The sequence below is a fragment of the Lederbergia graminis genome (genome assembly GCF_042655485.1).
Classification (GTDB): domain Bacteria; phylum Bacillota; class Bacilli; order Bacillales; family Bacillaceae_C; genus Lederbergia; species Lederbergia graminis.
This window is the reverse complement of the sequence record NZ_JBHSMC010000001.1, coordinates 500307-516307: the sequence shown is the minus strand read 5'-3', so window position 1 is coordinate 516307 and position 16001 is coordinate 500307. Positions and strand designations below refer to the sequence as shown.

Below are 16001 nucleotides of genomic sequence, written 5' to 3'. Positions count from 1 at the left end.
GCTGTTTGCTATAATAGTAGAAAAGACTTAAATGAGGTGATGAAGAGTGAAATTTATCCATACTGCAGATTGGCATCTTGGAAAACTAGTCCATGGTGTATATATGACAGATGAACAAAGAACGATTCTAAATCAGTTTATACAATTAGTTGCAGATGAAAAGCCAGATGCTGTAGTCATTGCAGGTGATTTGTATGACCGCTCTGTTCCTCCTACAGAAGCAATTGAACTTTTAGAAAATACGTTATTTAAAATAAACATAGACTTACAAACTCCTATTTTATCGATATCAGGTAATCATGATAGTGCGGAGCGTTTATCATTTGGTTCTTCTTGGTATCGCCACAGTAAAATGTTCATACATGGAAAAATCCAAGACAGCTTTAAACCGATTCATATCAATGGAGTTAATTTTTATTTAGTACCTTACACTGAGCCGGGAATCGTAAGACATTATTTTGATGATTCTTCCATCCACTCCCATGATGACGCGATGCGTAGAATTGTTAATGAAATCGAAACAACGATAGCATATCGCGAACCGAATGTTTTTGTTGGCCATGCTTTTGTATTAGGTGGTTTAACAAGTGAATCAGAACGTACGTTATCTGTAGGCGGGTCAGGATGTGTATCTGCAGAAACTTTCTCCCCATTTGCTTATACTGCATTAGGTCATCTCCATAGTCCAGACGCAATTAAGCATGAAACAGTGTATTATTCAGGCTCCTTATTAAAGTATTCTTTTTCTGAAGTAAAACAAAAGAAAAGTGTTTCCATAGTTGAAATCGACGAAAATGGTTCTTTTCATATCGAAAGAAAAAGTTTAATGCCAGATAAAGATATGCGTGAAATAAGTGGATATATAGATGAATTGTTAGATCCTGCATTTTATCAAAAACAAAAAGTAGACGATTATTTAAAAGTCACATTATTAGATGAAGGTGCTATTTTAGATCCGATAAATAAACTGAGAAAAGTATATCCTAACATACTTCATCTTGTGAAAAGAATTGATCAATATGATGCTAAACACAAACAGACTTATGAAGTAGGTAATCATAAACAAAAATCAGAAATTGAACTGTTTACTGATTTTTACCAGCAAATGACATCAAGTGAATTTACTGAAGAAAAGAAGGAATTGATTTCAAATATAGTGGATGAGCTGCGAAGAGAGGTTGAGCACGTATGAGGCCATTAATGTTAAGGATGCAAGCTTTTGGTCCATATGCAGGAGAACAATTGATTGATTTTACGAAACTAGGAAATAGGACGATGTTTGTTATCTCAGGGAAAACAGGCTCTGGAAAGACAACGATATTTGATGGAATTAGTTTCGCAATTTATGGGAAAGCAAGTGGCGATGATCGCGCTAGTTCTGACTTAAGAAGTCAATTCGCGCAAGATGAAGTTTTAACAGAAGTATCTTTACAATTTTCTCTAAAAGGAAAAATATACTATATTATTCGGTCGCCACAGCAAGAAAAAAAGAAAACTCGCGGTGAAGGATATACTGTAATTAATGCGAAAGCAGAACTTTATGAAATAAATGATAATGGCGAACAACAATTACTTGCTGCAAACGTCAGAGATACAGATGAAAAAATAAAAGAAATTATTGGGTTAGATGCAAACCAATTTAAACAAATTTTAATGATCCCACAAGGGGAATTCAGAAAATTATTAACCTCAGATAGCCGTGAAAAAGAAGTGATATTACAACGACTCTTCCATACCGAGTTATATAAAAAAATAGAAGAAAAACTGAAGGAAAATGCTAATGTATTAAAAAGGCAAGTAGATAGTGGGGGTAAAGAAAGAGAACGATTATTAAAGGGTATAGTCTTTGAGGAAAATGAAGAATTAGAAAATGCACTTCTAGAAGAAAGTTTAAATGACACATATATTCTTGAACTTCTCAGTGAACAATTAGAAAAAATGTACAAACAATCTAATCAATTAACTATAAAGATAGAGCAAGAGAAGTTGAAGCGGGATGAAGCAAAACGGCAAGTAGATGCTGCTGAAGATTTGTTAAAACAATTTAGGGTACTGGAAGAATTGAAATCAAAGAAAATAATATTAATGAATAGGCAACAAGAAATAGACAAGTACTCATTAGATATTGAGCGGGCTCAAAAAGCAAATAAACTTCAAAACCAAGAAGAGCTTTGTCATCGTATCAAGAAAGAGCTTGATGGATATAAGAAAATGTTAGAAAAAGAAGATACTGCTTTGAAAAACATGGAACATCAGTGGAAGATTGCACGTGAAAATCTATTAAAAGAAGAGCAACAAATCCAAGTAAGAGATGAATTAAAAAGTGAATTATTGAAATTACAGTCGTTGCAAGACGATGTGTACTCCTTTGCAACACGTCATAATGAACTTAGAAAAATAGAAGTTGAGTGGAATAAATGTCAACATTCTATTGAAACTGAAAAAATAAAAAACGAGAAAAATCAAAAAGAATTAAATGAAAAACGAACTAAACTGGAGAGTTTAAAAGAATTAAAAATATCAACATTTGAATTAGAAAGTCAAGCAACAACGATGGAGAACATAATAAAATCGTTAAATAGTTTATTAGAAATTACGGAAAAATCAAGCCGATTAGAAACAAAAGTGAAAGAGTTATCTATGGAATTATCAGGTATCAAGAGTGCATTAACGGACGCACAAGCTACTTTAGATGATATAGAGGATAGATGGCTTAAAGGACAAGCTGGGCATTTGGCAGCATCCTTATCTGAAGGAATACCATGCCCTGTCTGTGGATCAACAGATCATCCAAAGATTGCAGAATTAGAATCTGATTTTCCGAATCAAGAAGATGTAAAAGCAGCAAAAAGAAGAGTGGATGAACTTCAAAAACAACAGACATCATTAGAAAGTGTACTAGTGAAATATAATACAGAATATGAAATGACGATTGAAAATAGAAATGAATTACAGCAAATTATTTTGACTTCCATCCCTTCATTTAAACTGGAAGATACAAAAAATCATCAATATTATTATAATGATAAGATCAAGAAACTTCGATTCGAATTAAGTAACTTTCAAAATGATCTGAAACAAATACCATTAATGGAAAAAGCAGTTCAGGAATTGGAAAGTAACGTAACAAATCAAACAGCTAATATGGATAAACTTGTTGAACTAGAGAGAAACCTTTCAATATCTTTTACTCAAGCATCTGCAACGGTACAAAAATTAAGCGAGATGATTCCAGAAGACATAAGAGAAAAAGATAACTACGATCGTAAAGTGGAAAAGTTGCAAAAAAAGTTAACGCTTATGGACCAAAGATTAGAACAAGCTCGGAATACGTATACGAATTTAAATGAAGCTCTTGCACATTTGAAAGGTACAGTAGAGAATATTACTGCTAATGTCAAAAATGCAACAGAAAAATTAACTTCTGAACGTAATGTATTTTTAGAAATGCTAGAAAATGAACAATTCGAATCATATACCGATTATCATGAAGCAAAGAAATCGAGTAATGAGATAGAACTATTACACCAAAAGATTCGTTCGCATCATGAAGAACTACGATCTGTTCGTGATCGAATTACCGATTATGAAACAAACTTAAAAGGGAAACAATCACCAAAATTAGAAGTATTAACACAAAATTTACATGTTGTAGAACAGAGATTAAAAGAATTAGAAGAACAACATAGCAGAATTTATTGGAATATAAAAAAGAATGAAGACGTGCAAATACAAGTTAACAAAATTAATGATGAGATTAAACAATTAGAGAATCAATACAACACGATCGGTCATCTAGCCGATATTACAAAAGGTCAAAATGAATTGCGCATATCTTTTGAAAGATTTGTACTTGGGTCTTTTTTAGATGATATATTACGTGCTGCAAATATTCGTTTATTAAAGATGACAAGTGGAAGATTTGAATTAATTAGGAATGAAAGTAGATCAAAAGGAAATGTACAAAGTGGTTTAGAATTACTTGTATTTGACCAATATACTGGACAAGAGCGACATGTGAAAACATTGTCTGGTGGTGAGAGTTTTAAAGCAGCTCTATCACTTGCATTAGGACTATCAGATGTAGTACAAGAAAATGCAGGTGGTGTATCACTTGAAACAATGTTTATTGATGAAGGTTTTGGTACACTTGATCCAGAATCCCTCGATAATGCAATAGAAGCCTTAATGGACATCCAAAGTAGCGGCAGACTTGTGGGTATCATTTCACATGTTCCAGAGTTAAAAGAACGGATTGATGCACGCTTGGAAGTTAGTGCAAGTCACGAGGGCAGTAAAGCTGATTTTTATTTTATCGGTAATTAACATGGTGGTGAGAGATAATCGAAAAGGCATATTTAATATCCATACTACTTTTTAGCTGGTTTATCACAGTAAGTTTACTTGTATTTACTGCATTCGCAATGAAACTTCAATATTATTTCATTGGTATAGCGCTTATTATCATTACTGTTGCTTCAGCATGGATCAATATAACAGTATATAAAAAATCAAGATTAATTCGTAAAAGTAAATAAAGGTGTTGGAAGAAATTTATATTAAGTAGCATCAAATCTGAATGATATTAGTGTATGTATACCGCTTCGGAAATACACTACGCTTTCCGCGAACATGTGATAAAAATAAAAGCCAAACTAGAAAATTAGTTTGGCTTTTAAGTCTTACAACTGTTTTAATTATGAGAAGTTTAGGATTTCCTGTTATAAATAAGAAAGATGATAATTGCAGAAATAAACATGATAAACATGAATCCGCCTAGAAATGTGGCGATTAATGTTAAGTCCAATGTAATCCCTCTTTCAAATCAATATTATGTATACTTTTATATAACATAACATGATTTGAAGTTTATTGTGTATGGAGATTTTAACAAATTAGAAACAACGGCTTTTTAAGCCGTTGTTTCATTAATGTTATCTAAAGGAGCCAAAGAGTTTTAGTAATCCTCTGATAATGACGGCTCCTGCAAATAACACGATGACGATAATCGCAATAATTTGCAAGGCAACTAAGAATGAGCTTAAAAGTGCTGCTGTTGCTGGAATTAGTGTTAACCCAAGGATAGCATATGCTGCAAGTACTACTGTAAGGTAAAGTGAATCTGTACCATTTAACAAATTCATTTTCATTCACCTCCTTATCCATATTCTATGTACAACCTAAAAATGAGGTGTAGGCTATGAAAAAAATAAGAAAAAATAAGAAAAAAGAACGAAAATATTACAAATATTTGCTATCTTGAATTTTAATGATAAAATGAATTATAAAATTAAATAACATGTTGTCTGCTAGGGGAGCCGAATGGCTGAGAGAAATCAATTAAAGATGAAACCCTTTGAACCTGATCTGGATGATACCAGCGTAGGGAAGCAGGCTTACTTTTTTATGTTGTGATTTCTGTTCATAAAATGGTTTGCCGCTTCCTAATCAGGGAGCGGTTTTTTGTTTTCCTAGAGTTTACTAGACAAATATAAAGGAGGATGAATAATGTCAAAGATGAAAAAGATGGCATTAACAGCCATGATTGCAGCTATAACAACAGTTACGAGCAACTTATTTTTTATTCCAGTAGGATTTACGCGTATCTTTCCAATGCAGCATTTTGCCAATGTAATTACGGCAGTCTTGCTTGGTCCAGCTTATGCTGTTGCTCAAGCGATTATAGTTTCTACGATACGTAATATCTCTGGTACTGGATCTATTTTTGCATATCCAGGAAGTATCATAGGGGCATTTTTAGCTGGATGGCTATTTATGAAAACAAGAAAGATGGAAATGGCATTTGTTGGTGAAGTTGTAGGTACTGGGATTATAGGGGCAATGGCATGTTATCCAATTGCAACTTTATTCCTTGGCCAAGAAGCTGCATTATTTGGTTTTATTCCCGCTTTCTTTGTGAGTTCTTGTGCAGGAGCAATTTTAGGATTTTTGTTATTAAAAGTACTTATGAAAAATTCATCAATAGGGGGAATTATTTATGAGAACAGCACTTACAATCGCAGGATCTGATTCAGGTGGAGGAGCTGGAATTCAGGCAGATTTAAAAACTTTTTCGGCACACCATGTATTTGGAATGTCAGTTATTACAGCTATCACTGCACAGAATACAGTGGAGGTTCGCTCAGTTCAAAATATTGACCTGACCATCATCCGTGATCAAATAGCGGCAGTATTTGAAGATATTGAGGTTCATGCAGTGAAAATAGGCATGCTTTCAACTCCGGAAATTGTGGAAACTGTTGCTCTTAATCTAGAAAGATATCAACCTAGTCATATTGTACTTGATCCTGTCATGATATCTAAAGGTGGACATCATTTATTAGAGGAAAATGCAGTCCAAAAATTAATCTCTGATTTAATTCCTCTTGCAACAATCATTACACCTAATATTCCAGAGGCGGAAGTACTTGCTTCCATGGAGATTCATAATGAAGAGGATATGTATGAAGCGAGTAAGATCATTCATAACAAAGGAGCATCCTCTGTTCTCTTAAAGGGCGGACATTTAGAGGGTGATGCTAATGATTTGTATTTTGATGGGAAAGATTTTTCATGGTTTAAGGGTAAGAGAATACCTACAAAAAATGTTCATGGTACTGGATGCACCTTATCTTCTGCGATAGCAGCTAATTTAGCTAATGAGCAGAATGTTATAGATGCAATAGCTAATGCGAAAGAATACATTACAAATGCAATAAAATTCAGTCTGAATATTGGTCATGGACATGGACCAGCAAATCATTTTTACAATTTAACATCTACAGAACATGCAAAAGGGAGTTTATAATGTTACAAACCATTTCTGAACTATTTGAATTAGTGAAAGTCAAAAATCCGCTCATTCATCAAATAACGAATATGGTAACAATTAATGATTGTGCAAATGTAACACTAGCAATCGGAGCATCACCCGTAATGGCACATAGTCCTGAAGAAGTAGAGGACGTAGTGTCCCACGCACATGCACTTGTATTAAATTGTGGCACTTTTAGTGAAGTTACCTTTCAATCTATGTTAAAGGCAGGAAAGATTGCCAATGAACTCGGAATACCAATAATATTGGATCCAGTTGGTGTAGGAGCAATCACTTCTCGTGAAAAATATGTGAAATCGATATTAGAATCGATAAGAATTGATATTATTCGAGGCAATGAAAGTGAGTTAGATTGTTTAGCTGGTGGTATAGGCACTAGTAAAGGTGTAGATGCAATACATACAGGTCGTGATCATGAAGCTATAGCAAATAAAGTTGCTAATATGTTTGGTTGTATTGCAATAGTAAGTGGAGAGGTTGATGTAGTAAGTAATGGGGAAAGAACGGTAATAATAAAAAACGGCCACCCATATTTAACGAAAATAACTGGTACAGGTTGCATGTCTACAGCACTTATCGCTAGTTTTGCTAGTGTAACTAAAAATTTAATGGAGGCATCTATTGCTGGGATTTCCACCATGGGAATAGCTGGTGAACTAGCAGCAAAGTGTTTATCAGATAAAGAAGGGTTAGGTACATTTAAAGTCAATTTATTTGATGTTATAACGCTTATGGATGGTAATATGTGGCGAAGAGGAGTGGACATATTTGAAGAGTATTGATTATAGTCTTTATTTAGTAACGGATGAAACAAAACCAAATGCAGAATTACTTTCAATTGTAGAAAGTGCTGTGATTGGTGGAGTTACAGTTGTGCAGTTGCGCGAAAAAAAAAGTAAGGGAAACGAATTTTACGAAAAGGCGTTAGCATTAAAAGCTTTATTAGATCGTTATTCTGTTCCATTAATCATTAATGATCGAGTGGATATTGCGTTAGCTGTTGGAGCTTCTGGTGTTCATATTGGCCAAGAGGATATACCCCTTCAAGTTGTTAAAAGTATCATTCCATCAACTATGATAGTGGGTGTTTCGGTGAAAACCTTAGAAGCAGCAAAAATAGCTGAAGAAAATGGTGCTGATTATTTAGGGGTAGGATCTTGTTTCCCAACTTCTACAAAAGATGATGCGGAATTACTAGCGGATGGAATGCTGCAAAAAATTAGAGAAAATGTACACATTCCAATAGTTGCCATTGGTGGGATTAATAAAGAAAATATATCGGAACTCATCAAATATCAGCCAAATGGATATGCTGTCGTATCCGCAATAATACAAGCTGACAATCCTAAAGAGGCTACAAAAAATTTGCTTCGTGAAATAAACTTGTAATAAAAACAACATGTATATGAAAAAAGTCTGTCATATTCCTTTGTTATGATGAGTTTGTTGGTAAAAACGAACTATAACAAAAGGAGGATGCAGATGAAGAAAGTACTAGTGATGATAACGGCAATATGTAGTGTACTTACTTTACAAGTAACAGGAACAGCACCTGTAAGCGATACTAATCATGAAATAACAACTGACTCATCTAACATTGTATCCTCTCTAGTAGACAAGCAAAAGGAAATAGCTATTCATCCTGAAAAAATGTCTGATTATGAAATGAAAGATAAAATAATGATAGATGATAATAAGAAAAATACAGCAACTTTAATGAAAAAAGATAACCAAACGGAGAAAGAGATGACGGTAACAGCTACTGCATATACTGCATATTGTAAAGGTTGTTCAGGAATAACAGCTACAGGACAAAATCTCCGAGAAAATCCTAGCCAAAAAGTAATTGCCGTTGACCCAAAAATTATTCCGCTTGGATCAAAGGTTCATGTAGAAGGTTATGGGACAGCTATTGCAGGAGATACAGGTGGTGCAATTAAAGGAAATAGAATTGATGTTTTTATCCCTTCAAGGGAAGATGCACTTGAGTTTGGAAGAAAAAAGATTAATATAACAATTATCGATTAACATGAAGCTAAGAAAAAAGAAGAGACTTTATAATATGAAAGCCGAACTATCTTGATATAAGTCAAGCAATAGTTTGGCTTTTTACTATATCTACCGCTCGTCACAGCTTTTTTATATAGGAATTAATGACGATTTTCTAACTTACAATGAAATGACTTTTATTAATTGAATAATGCTTGTATAATTGAAAGTTAGTTGTAAGTGCGGTTAAGTAGGTGAGAAACGAGTGGGCAAAAAAGCAAATAATAAACAATCAAAAAGAAGTAGAATGTTGTTGCTTGTTATGTTATTTCCGATAATAATAATTATCCTTATTGCTGTATATATTACAAGCTACCAGATACAACAATCAAAAAAACCAATAGTACCTGAGGAATTTATTCCTATATATAAAGCTGCAGAAGCTGAATATGGTGTTCCTTGGTATTTATTAGCTGCTCATCATCGAATAGAAACAATATTTTCGACAATGGAAACGATGGTTTCTCCAGTTGGTGCGGAAGGGCACATGCAATTTATGCCTTGTTCCTTTGTTGGTTGGTCACATCCAACATGCGGTGGATTAGGAAAAGGTGAGATACCAGAAGAGGAAAAAACCGATCCTGAAGTGATAAAAAAATATAACGGTTATGGTGTTGATGCAAATGGGGATGGTAAGGCAGATCCATGGGACATTGAAGACGCCATCTTTAGTGCTGCGAATTACTTAGCAGATCATGGTGCTGCTAATGGAGAACTTCAAAAAGCTATATATGCATACAATCATAGTGATAAATATGTAGAAGATGTTTTATATTACTTTGAACTTTATAAAGAAGAGTTTAGCAATGAAAAAAATGAAAACGGGAGCTAAATACTCCCGTTTCTCTATTATTTATTAAGAATTTCTACGACCTTTTGACATTGATCCTAATATTAAACTTAATACAAATACTAGTGCTAGTGAACCGATCAATGCAGGGATAATTGCGATATCGGCAATTTCTGGTCCCCAGTCTCCTAGTAGGGCACCGCCAATCCAAGCCCCAATTATACCAGCGATGATATTACCAATTACTCCGCCTGGGATGTCTTTTCCTAAAATTAAACCAGCAAGCCATCCGATGATGCCACCCATAATTAGGTATAATAAAAAGCCCATTCAATTCATCTCCTTTAGGATTTTGAATAATTGTCCAGCTTGGTAGTATTATTTCCGAAAAAAACTTGTTTAAACATTTTTTTGTCTAATTAATAAACTAGAAATTTTTTATTTTTCATTAAACTTATTTTTTGGTATGATAGAACATGGGGTTCATGTAAAGGATATTTATTAATTAAATAGTATCTTTACATGTAAGCAAGTAACATTCTCTATTATTTACTTATCATTATAATTATCATAAGATAGTAACCGGGAGAGATTGTTCATTACTAAGCTAAAACAAGCAAAGGGGGATTATTTTATGACACAATCCAAAAAAGATGTGTATAATGCTCGTTCTTCTTTTGATGTGAATGGAAAACGTTACCACTATTACCGTTTAGCAGCATTAGAAGAAGCTGGAGTGGCAAAGGTTTCTCGATTGCCTTATTCCATAAAAGTATTATTAGAATCTGTATTGAGACAAATGGATGGAAAAGTTATTAAAAAGGAACATGTAGAAGATTTAGCTAAATGGGCTAATGAAGTAAATGATGGGGAAGTTCCATTTAAACCATCACGTGTAATTCTTCAAGACTTTACTGGTGTACCTGCTGTTGTCGATTTGGCTTCTTTAAGAAAAGCGATGGCAGATATTGGTGGAGATGCTGAAAAAATCAATCCTGAAATTCCAGTTGATTTAGTTATTGACCACTCTGTTCAAGTTGATGCATATGGTACTCCTGAAGCTTTAAGAGTAAATATGGATTTTGAATTTGAAAGAAATGCTGAGCGTTATCAATTTTTAAGTTGGGCACAAAAAGCATTCGATAATTATCGTGCTGTGCCACCTGCTACAGGTATTGTTCACCAAGTTAACCTAGAGTATTTAGCAAATGTTGTCCATGCTGTAGAAGCTGAGAATGGGGAATATGAAGCATATCCGGATACATTAGTTGGAACTGATTCACATACAACAATGATTAACGGTGTTGGTGTTCTAGGTTGGGGTGTTGGAGGTATCGAAGCTGAAGCTGGAATGCTCGGACAACCTTCTTATTTCCCAATTCCAGAAGTAGTTGGTGTGAAATTAACAGGAGAAATGCCGAATTCTGCAACTGCAACTGATCTAGCATTAAAAGTTACTCAAGTGCTTCGTTCACATGGTGTTGTAGGTAAATTTGTTGAATTCTTTGGTTCTGGTGTAGCAACTCTTCCACTTGCAGATAGAGCAACAATTGCAAATATGGCACCAGAATATGGCGCAACTTGCGGATTCTTCCCTGTTGATGATGAGACATTAAGTTACCTTCGATTAACTGGTCGTCCTGAAGAACAAATTGCTCTTGTTGAAAAATACTTAAAAGAAAATGATATGTTCTTCACAGTTGATAAAGAAGATCCAGTATATAAAGATATTGTAGAAATTAATCTTTCTGAGATTGAAGCAAATCTATCAGGTCCAAAACGACCACAGGATTTGATTCCTTTATCTCAAATGCAATCACAATTTAAACAAGCACTTCAATCTCCAGTAGGTAACCAAGGATTTGGAATTGAACCTTCAGAGATTACAAAAGAAGTTGAAGTGAAGTTTGATAATGGTGATACAGCAGTAATGAAGACAGGTGCAATTGCAATTGCTGCAATCACTAGTTGTACAAATACATCTAATCCATATGTAATGCTTGGTGCTGGATTACTTGCAAAAAAAGCAGTAGAAAAAGGATTAGAAGTACCGAAATATGTAAAAACTTCTTTGGCCCCAGGATCAAAAGTTGTAACAGGGTATTTACGTGATGCAGGTTTAATGCCATACATGTCTAAACTAGGTTTCGACTTAGTTGGTTATGGTTGTACTACATGTATTGGTAACTCTGGACCACTTAAAGAAGAAATTGAAAAAGCAATACAAGAAAATGATCTACTTGTTACTTCCGTGCTATCTGGTAACCGTAACTTTGAAGGTCGTATCCATCCATTAGTTAGAGGGAACTATTTAGCATCTCCTCCACTAGTTGTTGCATACGCATTAGCTGGAACAGTAGATATCGATCTAAATAACGATCCACTTGGAAAAGATAAAGACGGTAACGATGTCTTTATGAAGGACATTTGGCCTTCTAGAGAAGAAATTGTCGAAGCGGTGACACAAACAGTTACACCTGAACTATTCCGTAAAGAATATGAGCGTGTATTTGATGATAACGAGCGTTGGAATGCAATTAAGACAAGCAATGATCCATTGTATAAGTGGGATGAAAATTCCACATATATTCAAAATCCACCGTTCTTTGAGAACTTATCAAATGAGTTAGATGAAGTTAAACCATTAACAGGTCTTCGTGTCGTTGGTAAGTTTGGTGATTCTGTAACAACAGACCACATTTCTCCAGCAGGTGCGATTGGTAAAGACACACCTGCAGGTAAGTACTTGCTTGAAAATGGTGTTCAACCTCGTGATTTCAACTCATATGGTTCAAGACGTGGTAACCATGAAGTTATGATGCGTGGAACATTCGCTAATATTCGTATTCGTAACCAAATTGCTCCAGGTACAGAAGGTGGCTTTACAACTTACTGGCCAACAGGAGAAGTACAATCAATTTATGATGCTTGCATGCGTTATAAAGAAGATGGAACTGGTCTCGTTGTATTAGCTGGTAAGGATTATGGTATGGGATCTTCCCGTGACTGGGCAGCAAAAGGAACGAATTTATTAGGTATTAAAACAGTTATTGCAGAAAGCTTTGAAAGAATTCACCGCTCTAACCTTGCAATGATGGGAGTTTTACCATTGCAATTTAAGAAAGGTGAAAATGCTGAAGTCCTTGGTTTAACTGGTAGAGAACTAATCAATGTCCACATTGATGAAAATGTTAAACCACGCGATATCGTTAAAGTTACTGCTGTTGCTGAAGATGGTAGTAAGAAAGAATTTGAAGTACTTGTTCGCTTTGATTCTGAAGTTGAAATTGATTATTACCGCAATGGTGGTATTCTTCAAATGGTACTTCGCGGAAAATTAGCTGAATAATTGAAACAGAAAGGGCTATCCAATAAGTCATCATAATTGACTTATTGGATCCCTTTTTTTGTATCATTTTTTAGCGCTTCATTGATTTTAGCCATTATAAATAGTGCAATTATTTGCGAAGACATAAGTTCATTTTAGAAGTAGATGATTTTTGATAAAAAAATTAGAAAATTTGGTTTAGTAAGTCATTAAAAAGATAATACTAATGGTATGACAAAAAAGGAGTGAAAAAAGTGAGAAGACCGATAAAGAAAAGTTTCTCCGAATTAGTGCAAGAAAATAAACAAGAGCTATTAAGGGATAGTGAAGCACTAGAAAGAATTGAAGAAAAGTTAGAAGAAAAACAATTAAGAAAAGCATAAAATCATCGACATAATTCCTTTCATTCAGGTAATGATATACGTGTGAAAGGAGGCGGATGGATGAGTAATCAAAAGAAACATAGTCAACAAAATTATACGCCTGATCATTTAGGAGAAAAAAACGGACCTTCTGAATCTAATAAAGGCAGAAAAATGGCAGATAAGACTGGTCAGCAGCCGGACGTTATTCAAACAAAAGGTGAATAATAAAACAACATGATTCTATTCAACTTAGAAAGGAATGTTATAAATGCCTAACAATAGACCAAATCCAGATGATCGAAGTGATAATGTAGAAAAATTGCAACAGGCCATCCATAACACGATTGAGAATATGGAAGAAGCAGAAGCAACAATGGAGCTATCTAATAGTAAAGATAGCGCTAATATAGCAGCTAAAAATGAAAGACGTAGAGAAAGCATTGAAGGTATGCGTGAAGAAATTAAAGATGAAGCAGCTTCACAAGGAAATGATTATCAGTAAGTTTAACCGGCAAATGCCGGTTTTTTATGTTAAGTTACAAAGTCATTTTCTTTCTCAATCATAATAGAAAGTGATAAACTTAACATATAAATTGTAGCAAGGGGAAGTATTGATGTTAATATCAGAAGCAAATATAGATGTAAGATATGCAGAAACAGATCAAATGGGAATTGTATACCATGCAAATTACTTAGTATGGATGGAAATTGGCCGTACAAAGCTTATTGAGGATCTAGGCTTTAAATATACTCAATTAGAAAAGGATGGAATATTAGCGCCTGTTATTGATGTACAAGTTACATACCACCACCCATTGAGATATGGTGAAAAAGCAATCGTCAAAACTTGGATTGATGATTATAACGGTCTAAGAACTACTTATGGATATGAAATACGAAAAGAAAATGGAGAACTAGCTGTAACAGGTTCTACTAAACACGTTTGTGTGAAAAGTGAAAATTTTAAACCAGTATCTTTACGTAAATTATATCCGGATTGGCATCAAGCATATGAGTCCGCAAAAAAACCAACGTTAGAAGGGAAATAGATAGATGGCGTTTGGTATTTCTAAAAGTGAACTGAAGAAATGGAAGAAATTAATAGATGATGGGGAAATAGCCTTTATCACCCATTACTGGCTAGATGATCGTTTTCCTGGAATAAATACAGTTACAAAGGTGGGCTGCAATGATTTACTTCGCCTTGCTGATTGGGGAAAGGGATATGGTCTAAAAGGTGAATGGATTCATCATAGGAAGGATGGCTATTCCCATTTTGATCTGTTAGGGGAGAAACAAGTAGAAATTCTTACAAAAGAAGGTTTATTAAGCCAATTGGAATCCTTCAAAACTCCATATTATTTTAAAACAGCTACAAAACGATGATGAATCGTTTGTAGCTGTTTTGCTAGAAGATGTTATTTAACTTCTTTAAAAAATTCTCTAATTTCAGCACTACTTAAACTAGTAAATCCTTTTTCTACAGCTTCATCGAGCGGGTAGACTCGATAATTGGCAAATTGAATACTACTTGAAAAAGTAGGGTGGAGTATCGGGTCTTCTATTGATATTGTTGTTTCGTTATTTCGTATTTCTTTTGTTAATGTTACTTCAATCATCCCGCCAATATCTTTATAATCCCAAATTTGTCCTGAAAGGAAATTCCCTAAAGAATAAATGACAAGTCCTTTACTACCATCTTCTCTTTCAATCCACTGCATCGGTTGCAAAACATGTGGATGGTGACCAAAAATAATATCCGCGCCAGCTTTTATAAATTCATCTGCTAATTGTCGTTGTTCTTGATTCGGTTGCCGTTGGTATTCATTTCCCCAATGTAATGCTAGTAGAACAACATCTGATATAGGTTTCGCTTTCTCGATATCTGATAAAATTAACTCTCTATCTAGAAGATTAACGACATAATCTTTTCCTTCTGGAATTGGTATTCCATTGAGCCCATATGTGTAAGAAAGAACTGCAATCTTTATTCCATTGACATTCATTACGCGGATTGTGTTTCGGTCTTCTTCGCTTTTAAATGTACCTGTGTATGGAAGACCGACCTTCTCGTAGTATTCAATCGCACTTAATAAAGCCAATGAAGGGGTTCTGCGATCAATAGAGTGATTATTTGCAGTCGTAACCATATCAACGCCAGCTTCCATTAGTGCATCCACTATTTCAAATGGGCTGTTAAACGTAGGATAACTTGAGATTCCAAACTCCGGACCACCCGGAGTTGATTCTTGGTTAGCAATTAAAAAGTCTGGCTTTTGTAAGATTGAATGAACAGGTTTAAACATTGGATTAAAATCATAACCATTTTCTGTTAGTGCATCATTATAAACTGTATCATGAAGTAATATATCCCCAATGCCACCTATTACAGCTTTGGTTTTAAATGGTTTTGGTTCCGTATTTGCTTCTTTTTGTTCGAGTAAAGTTGCTGTAAGTGCTTCTGAATTCTCGCTTGAATTGTCTTGTAATCCTTGATATACCAGGACAGAGATAATGCCGATTACTAGAACACCAATAATTGATATAACACTCACTTTTTTCATGTAACAATCCATCTTTCTGCTTATATTATTCAAAAATTGTTTCCACTATTTGAAATGTAATTGATTTAAT

General features: G+C 34.4%; 17 protein-coding genes and 1 riboswitch. Of the genes, 14 read left to right on the top strand and 3 right to left on the bottom strand.

Annotation, left to right across the window (positions count from 1 at the left end):
• Positions 1-46: 46 nt before the first annotated feature.
• Complete coding sequence (locus tag ACFPM4_RS02705; protein WP_382347441.1) at positions 47-1192, top strand: exonuclease SbcCD subunit D; 1146 nt, start codon at positions 47-49, stop codon at positions 1190-1192.
• Entirely contained in the window at positions 1189-4326 is a 3138-nt protein-coding gene (locus ACFPM4_RS02700; RefSeq protein ID WP_465262175.1) for an AAA family ATPase, read from the top strand. The genes ACFPM4_RS02705 and ACFPM4_RS02700 overlap by 4 nt, the downstream gene beginning before the upstream one ends.
• Positions 4327-4934: 608 nt before the next feature.
• On the opposite strand, the gene ACFPM4_RS02695 is transcribed toward ACFPM4_RS02700, so the two are convergent.
• Entirely contained in the window at positions 4935-5144 is a 210-nt protein-coding gene (locus ACFPM4_RS02695) for a hypothetical protein (RefSeq protein WP_144920942.1), read from the bottom strand.
• A gap of 157 nt (positions 5145-5301) precedes the next feature.
• Positions 5302-5406, top strand: a riboswitch (TPP riboswitch).
• 102 nt (positions 5407-5508) lie between these two features.
• On the opposite strand from ACFPM4_RS02695, the gene thiW reads away from it, so the two are divergent.
• The 6 genes from thiW to ACFPM4_RS02665 all read left to right on the top strand — a co-directional run bounded on the left by thiW (position 5509) and on the right by ACFPM4_RS02665 (position 9716).
• Entirely contained in the window at positions 5509-6030 is a 522-nt protein-coding gene (gene thiW / locus ACFPM4_RS02690) for an energy coupling factor transporter S component ThiW (protein WP_144920940.1), read from the top strand.
• Positions 5999-6808: a bifunctional hydroxymethylpyrimidine kinase/phosphomethylpyrimidine kinase gene (thiD, locus tag ACFPM4_RS02685; RefSeq protein WP_382347434.1), complete on the top strand. Its 810-nt coding sequence runs from the start codon at positions 5999-6001 to the stop codon at positions 6806-6808. Before thiW ends, thiD begins: the two co-directional genes overlap by 32 nt.
• Positions 6808-7617 carry a hydroxyethylthiazole kinase gene (gene thiM / locus ACFPM4_RS02680; RefSeq protein WP_382347431.1) on the top strand — a complete coding sequence of 270 codons (810 nt, stop codon included), beginning with the start codon at positions 6808-6810 and terminating at the stop codon, positions 7615-7617. Before thiD ends, thiM begins: the two co-directional genes overlap by 1 nt.
• A complete protein-coding gene (thiE, locus tag ACFPM4_RS02675) occupies positions 7604-8224 on the top strand; it encodes a thiamine phosphate synthase (protein ID WP_382347428.1) in 621 nt (206 codons plus the stop codon). Before thiM ends, thiE begins: the two co-directional genes overlap by 14 nt.
• A 93-nt stretch (positions 8225-8317) precedes the next feature.
• Positions 8318-8863, top strand: coding sequence for a 3D domain-containing protein (locus tag ACFPM4_RS02670; protein ID WP_382347425.1), 546 nt, complete (start codon positions 8318-8320; stop codon positions 8861-8863).
• A 226-nt stretch (positions 8864-9089) separates the two neighbouring features.
• On the top strand, positions 9090-9716 hold the full coding sequence (locus ACFPM4_RS02665) for a lytic transglycosylase domain-containing protein (protein ID WP_382347423.1): 627 nt from the start codon (positions 9090-9092) through the stop codon (positions 9714-9716).
• 24 nt (positions 9717-9740) lie between these two features.
• On the opposite strand, the gene ACFPM4_RS02660 is transcribed toward ACFPM4_RS02665, so the two are convergent.
• Positions 9741-10004 (bottom strand): GlsB/YeaQ/YmgE family stress response membrane protein, encoded by a 264-nt coding sequence (locus ACFPM4_RS02660; RefSeq protein WP_144920932.1) that lies wholly within the window; start codon positions 10002-10004, stop codon positions 9741-9743.
• Between the two features lie 304 nt (positions 10005-10308).
• Between ACFPM4_RS02660 and acnA the strand changes: the two genes are divergently transcribed.
• From acnA to ACFPM4_RS02630, 6 genes are all read left to right on the top strand, one after another.
• Positions 10309-13023 carry an aconitate hydratase AcnA gene (gene acnA / locus ACFPM4_RS02655; protein WP_382347421.1) on the top strand — a complete coding sequence of 905 codons (2715 nt, stop codon included), beginning with the start codon at positions 10309-10311 and terminating at the stop codon, positions 13021-13023.
• Between the two features lie 233 nt (positions 13024-13256).
• The gene (locus ACFPM4_RS02650) at positions 13257-13385 is read left to right on the top strand and encodes an FbpB family small basic protein (protein ID WP_144920928.1); all 129 of its coding nucleotides are present in this window, start codon (positions 13257-13259) and stop codon (positions 13383-13385) included.
• 60 nt (positions 13386-13445) lie between these two features.
• Positions 13446-13592 (top strand): small acid-soluble spore protein N, encoded by a 147-nt coding sequence (gene sspN, locus ACFPM4_RS02645; RefSeq protein ID WP_144920926.1) that lies wholly within the window; start codon positions 13446-13448, stop codon positions 13590-13592.
• A 43-nt stretch (positions 13593-13635) separates the two neighbouring features.
• Positions 13636-13869: a small acid-soluble spore protein Tlp gene (tlp, locus tag ACFPM4_RS02640; protein ID WP_144920924.1), complete on the top strand. Its 234-nt coding sequence runs from the start codon at positions 13636-13638 to the stop codon at positions 13867-13869.
• Positions 13870-13981: 112 nt separating this feature from the next.
• Complete coding sequence (locus ACFPM4_RS02635; protein WP_382347418.1) at positions 13982-14416, top strand: acyl-CoA thioesterase; 435 nt, start codon at positions 13982-13984, stop codon at positions 14414-14416.
• Positions 14417-14420: 4 nt separating this feature from the next.
• A complete protein-coding gene (locus ACFPM4_RS02630; RefSeq protein WP_382347415.1) occupies positions 14421-14753 on the top strand; it encodes a hypothetical protein in 333 nt (110 codons plus the stop codon).
• A 32-nt stretch (positions 14754-14785) separates the two neighbouring features.
• Here the strand turns inward: ACFPM4_RS02630 and ACFPM4_RS02625 are convergent, their stop codons facing one another.
• Positions 14786-15931 (bottom strand): CapA family protein, encoded by a 1146-nt coding sequence (locus tag ACFPM4_RS02625; protein ID WP_382347412.1) that lies wholly within the window; start codon positions 15929-15931, stop codon positions 14786-14788.
• Between the last annotated feature and the right edge of the window lie 70 nt (positions 15932-16001).

What these genes read in the sequence shown, in the direction of transcription:
- ACFPM4_RS02700 (WP_465262175.1), top strand. Translation starts at nt 1,189, where the DNA reads ATGAGGCCATTAATGTTAAGGATGCAAGCTTTTGGTCCATATGCAGGA.
- ACFPM4_RS02695 (WP_144920942.1), bottom strand. Translation starts at nt 5,144, where the DNA reads ATGAATTTGTTAAATGGTACAGATTCACTTTACCTTACAGTAGTACTT.
- thiW (WP_144920940.1), top strand. Translation starts at nt 5,509, where the DNA reads ATGTCAAAGATGAAAAAGATGGCATTAACAGCCATGATTGCAGCTATA.
- thiD (WP_382347434.1), top strand. Translation starts at nt 5,999, where the DNA reads ATGAGAACAGCACTTACAATCGCAGGATCTGATTCAGGTGGAGGAGCT.
- thiM (WP_382347431.1), top strand. Translation starts at nt 6,808, where the DNA reads ATGTTACAAACCATTTCTGAACTATTTGAATTAGTGAAAGTCAAAAAT.
- ACFPM4_RS02670 (WP_382347425.1), top strand. Translation starts at nt 8,318, where the DNA reads ATGAAGAAAGTACTAGTGATGATAACGGCAATATGTAGTGTACTTACT.
- ACFPM4_RS02660 (WP_144920932.1), bottom strand. Translation starts at nt 10,004, where the DNA reads ATGGGCTTTTTATTATACCTAATTATGGGTGGCATCATCGGATGGCTT.
- acnA (WP_382347421.1), top strand. Translation starts at nt 10,309, where the DNA reads ATGACACAATCCAAAAAAGATGTGTATAATGCTCGTTCTTCTTTTGAT.
- sspN (WP_144920926.1), top strand. Translation starts at nt 13,446, where the DNA reads ATGAGTAATCAAAAGAAACATAGTCAACAAAATTATACGCCTGATCAT.
- tlp (WP_144920924.1), top strand. Translation starts at nt 13,636, where the DNA reads ATGCCTAACAATAGACCAAATCCAGATGATCGAAGTGATAATGTAGAA.
- ACFPM4_RS02635 (WP_382347418.1), top strand. Translation starts at nt 13,982, where the DNA reads ATGTTAATATCAGAAGCAAATATAGATGTAAGATATGCAGAAACAGAT.
- ACFPM4_RS02630 (WP_382347415.1), top strand. Translation starts at nt 14,421, where the DNA reads ATGGCGTTTGGTATTTCTAAAAGTGAACTGAAGAAATGGAAGAAATTA.
- ACFPM4_RS02625 (WP_382347412.1), bottom strand. Translation starts at nt 15,931, where the DNA reads ATGAAAAAAGTGAGTGTTATATCAATTATTGGTGTTCTAGTAATCGGC.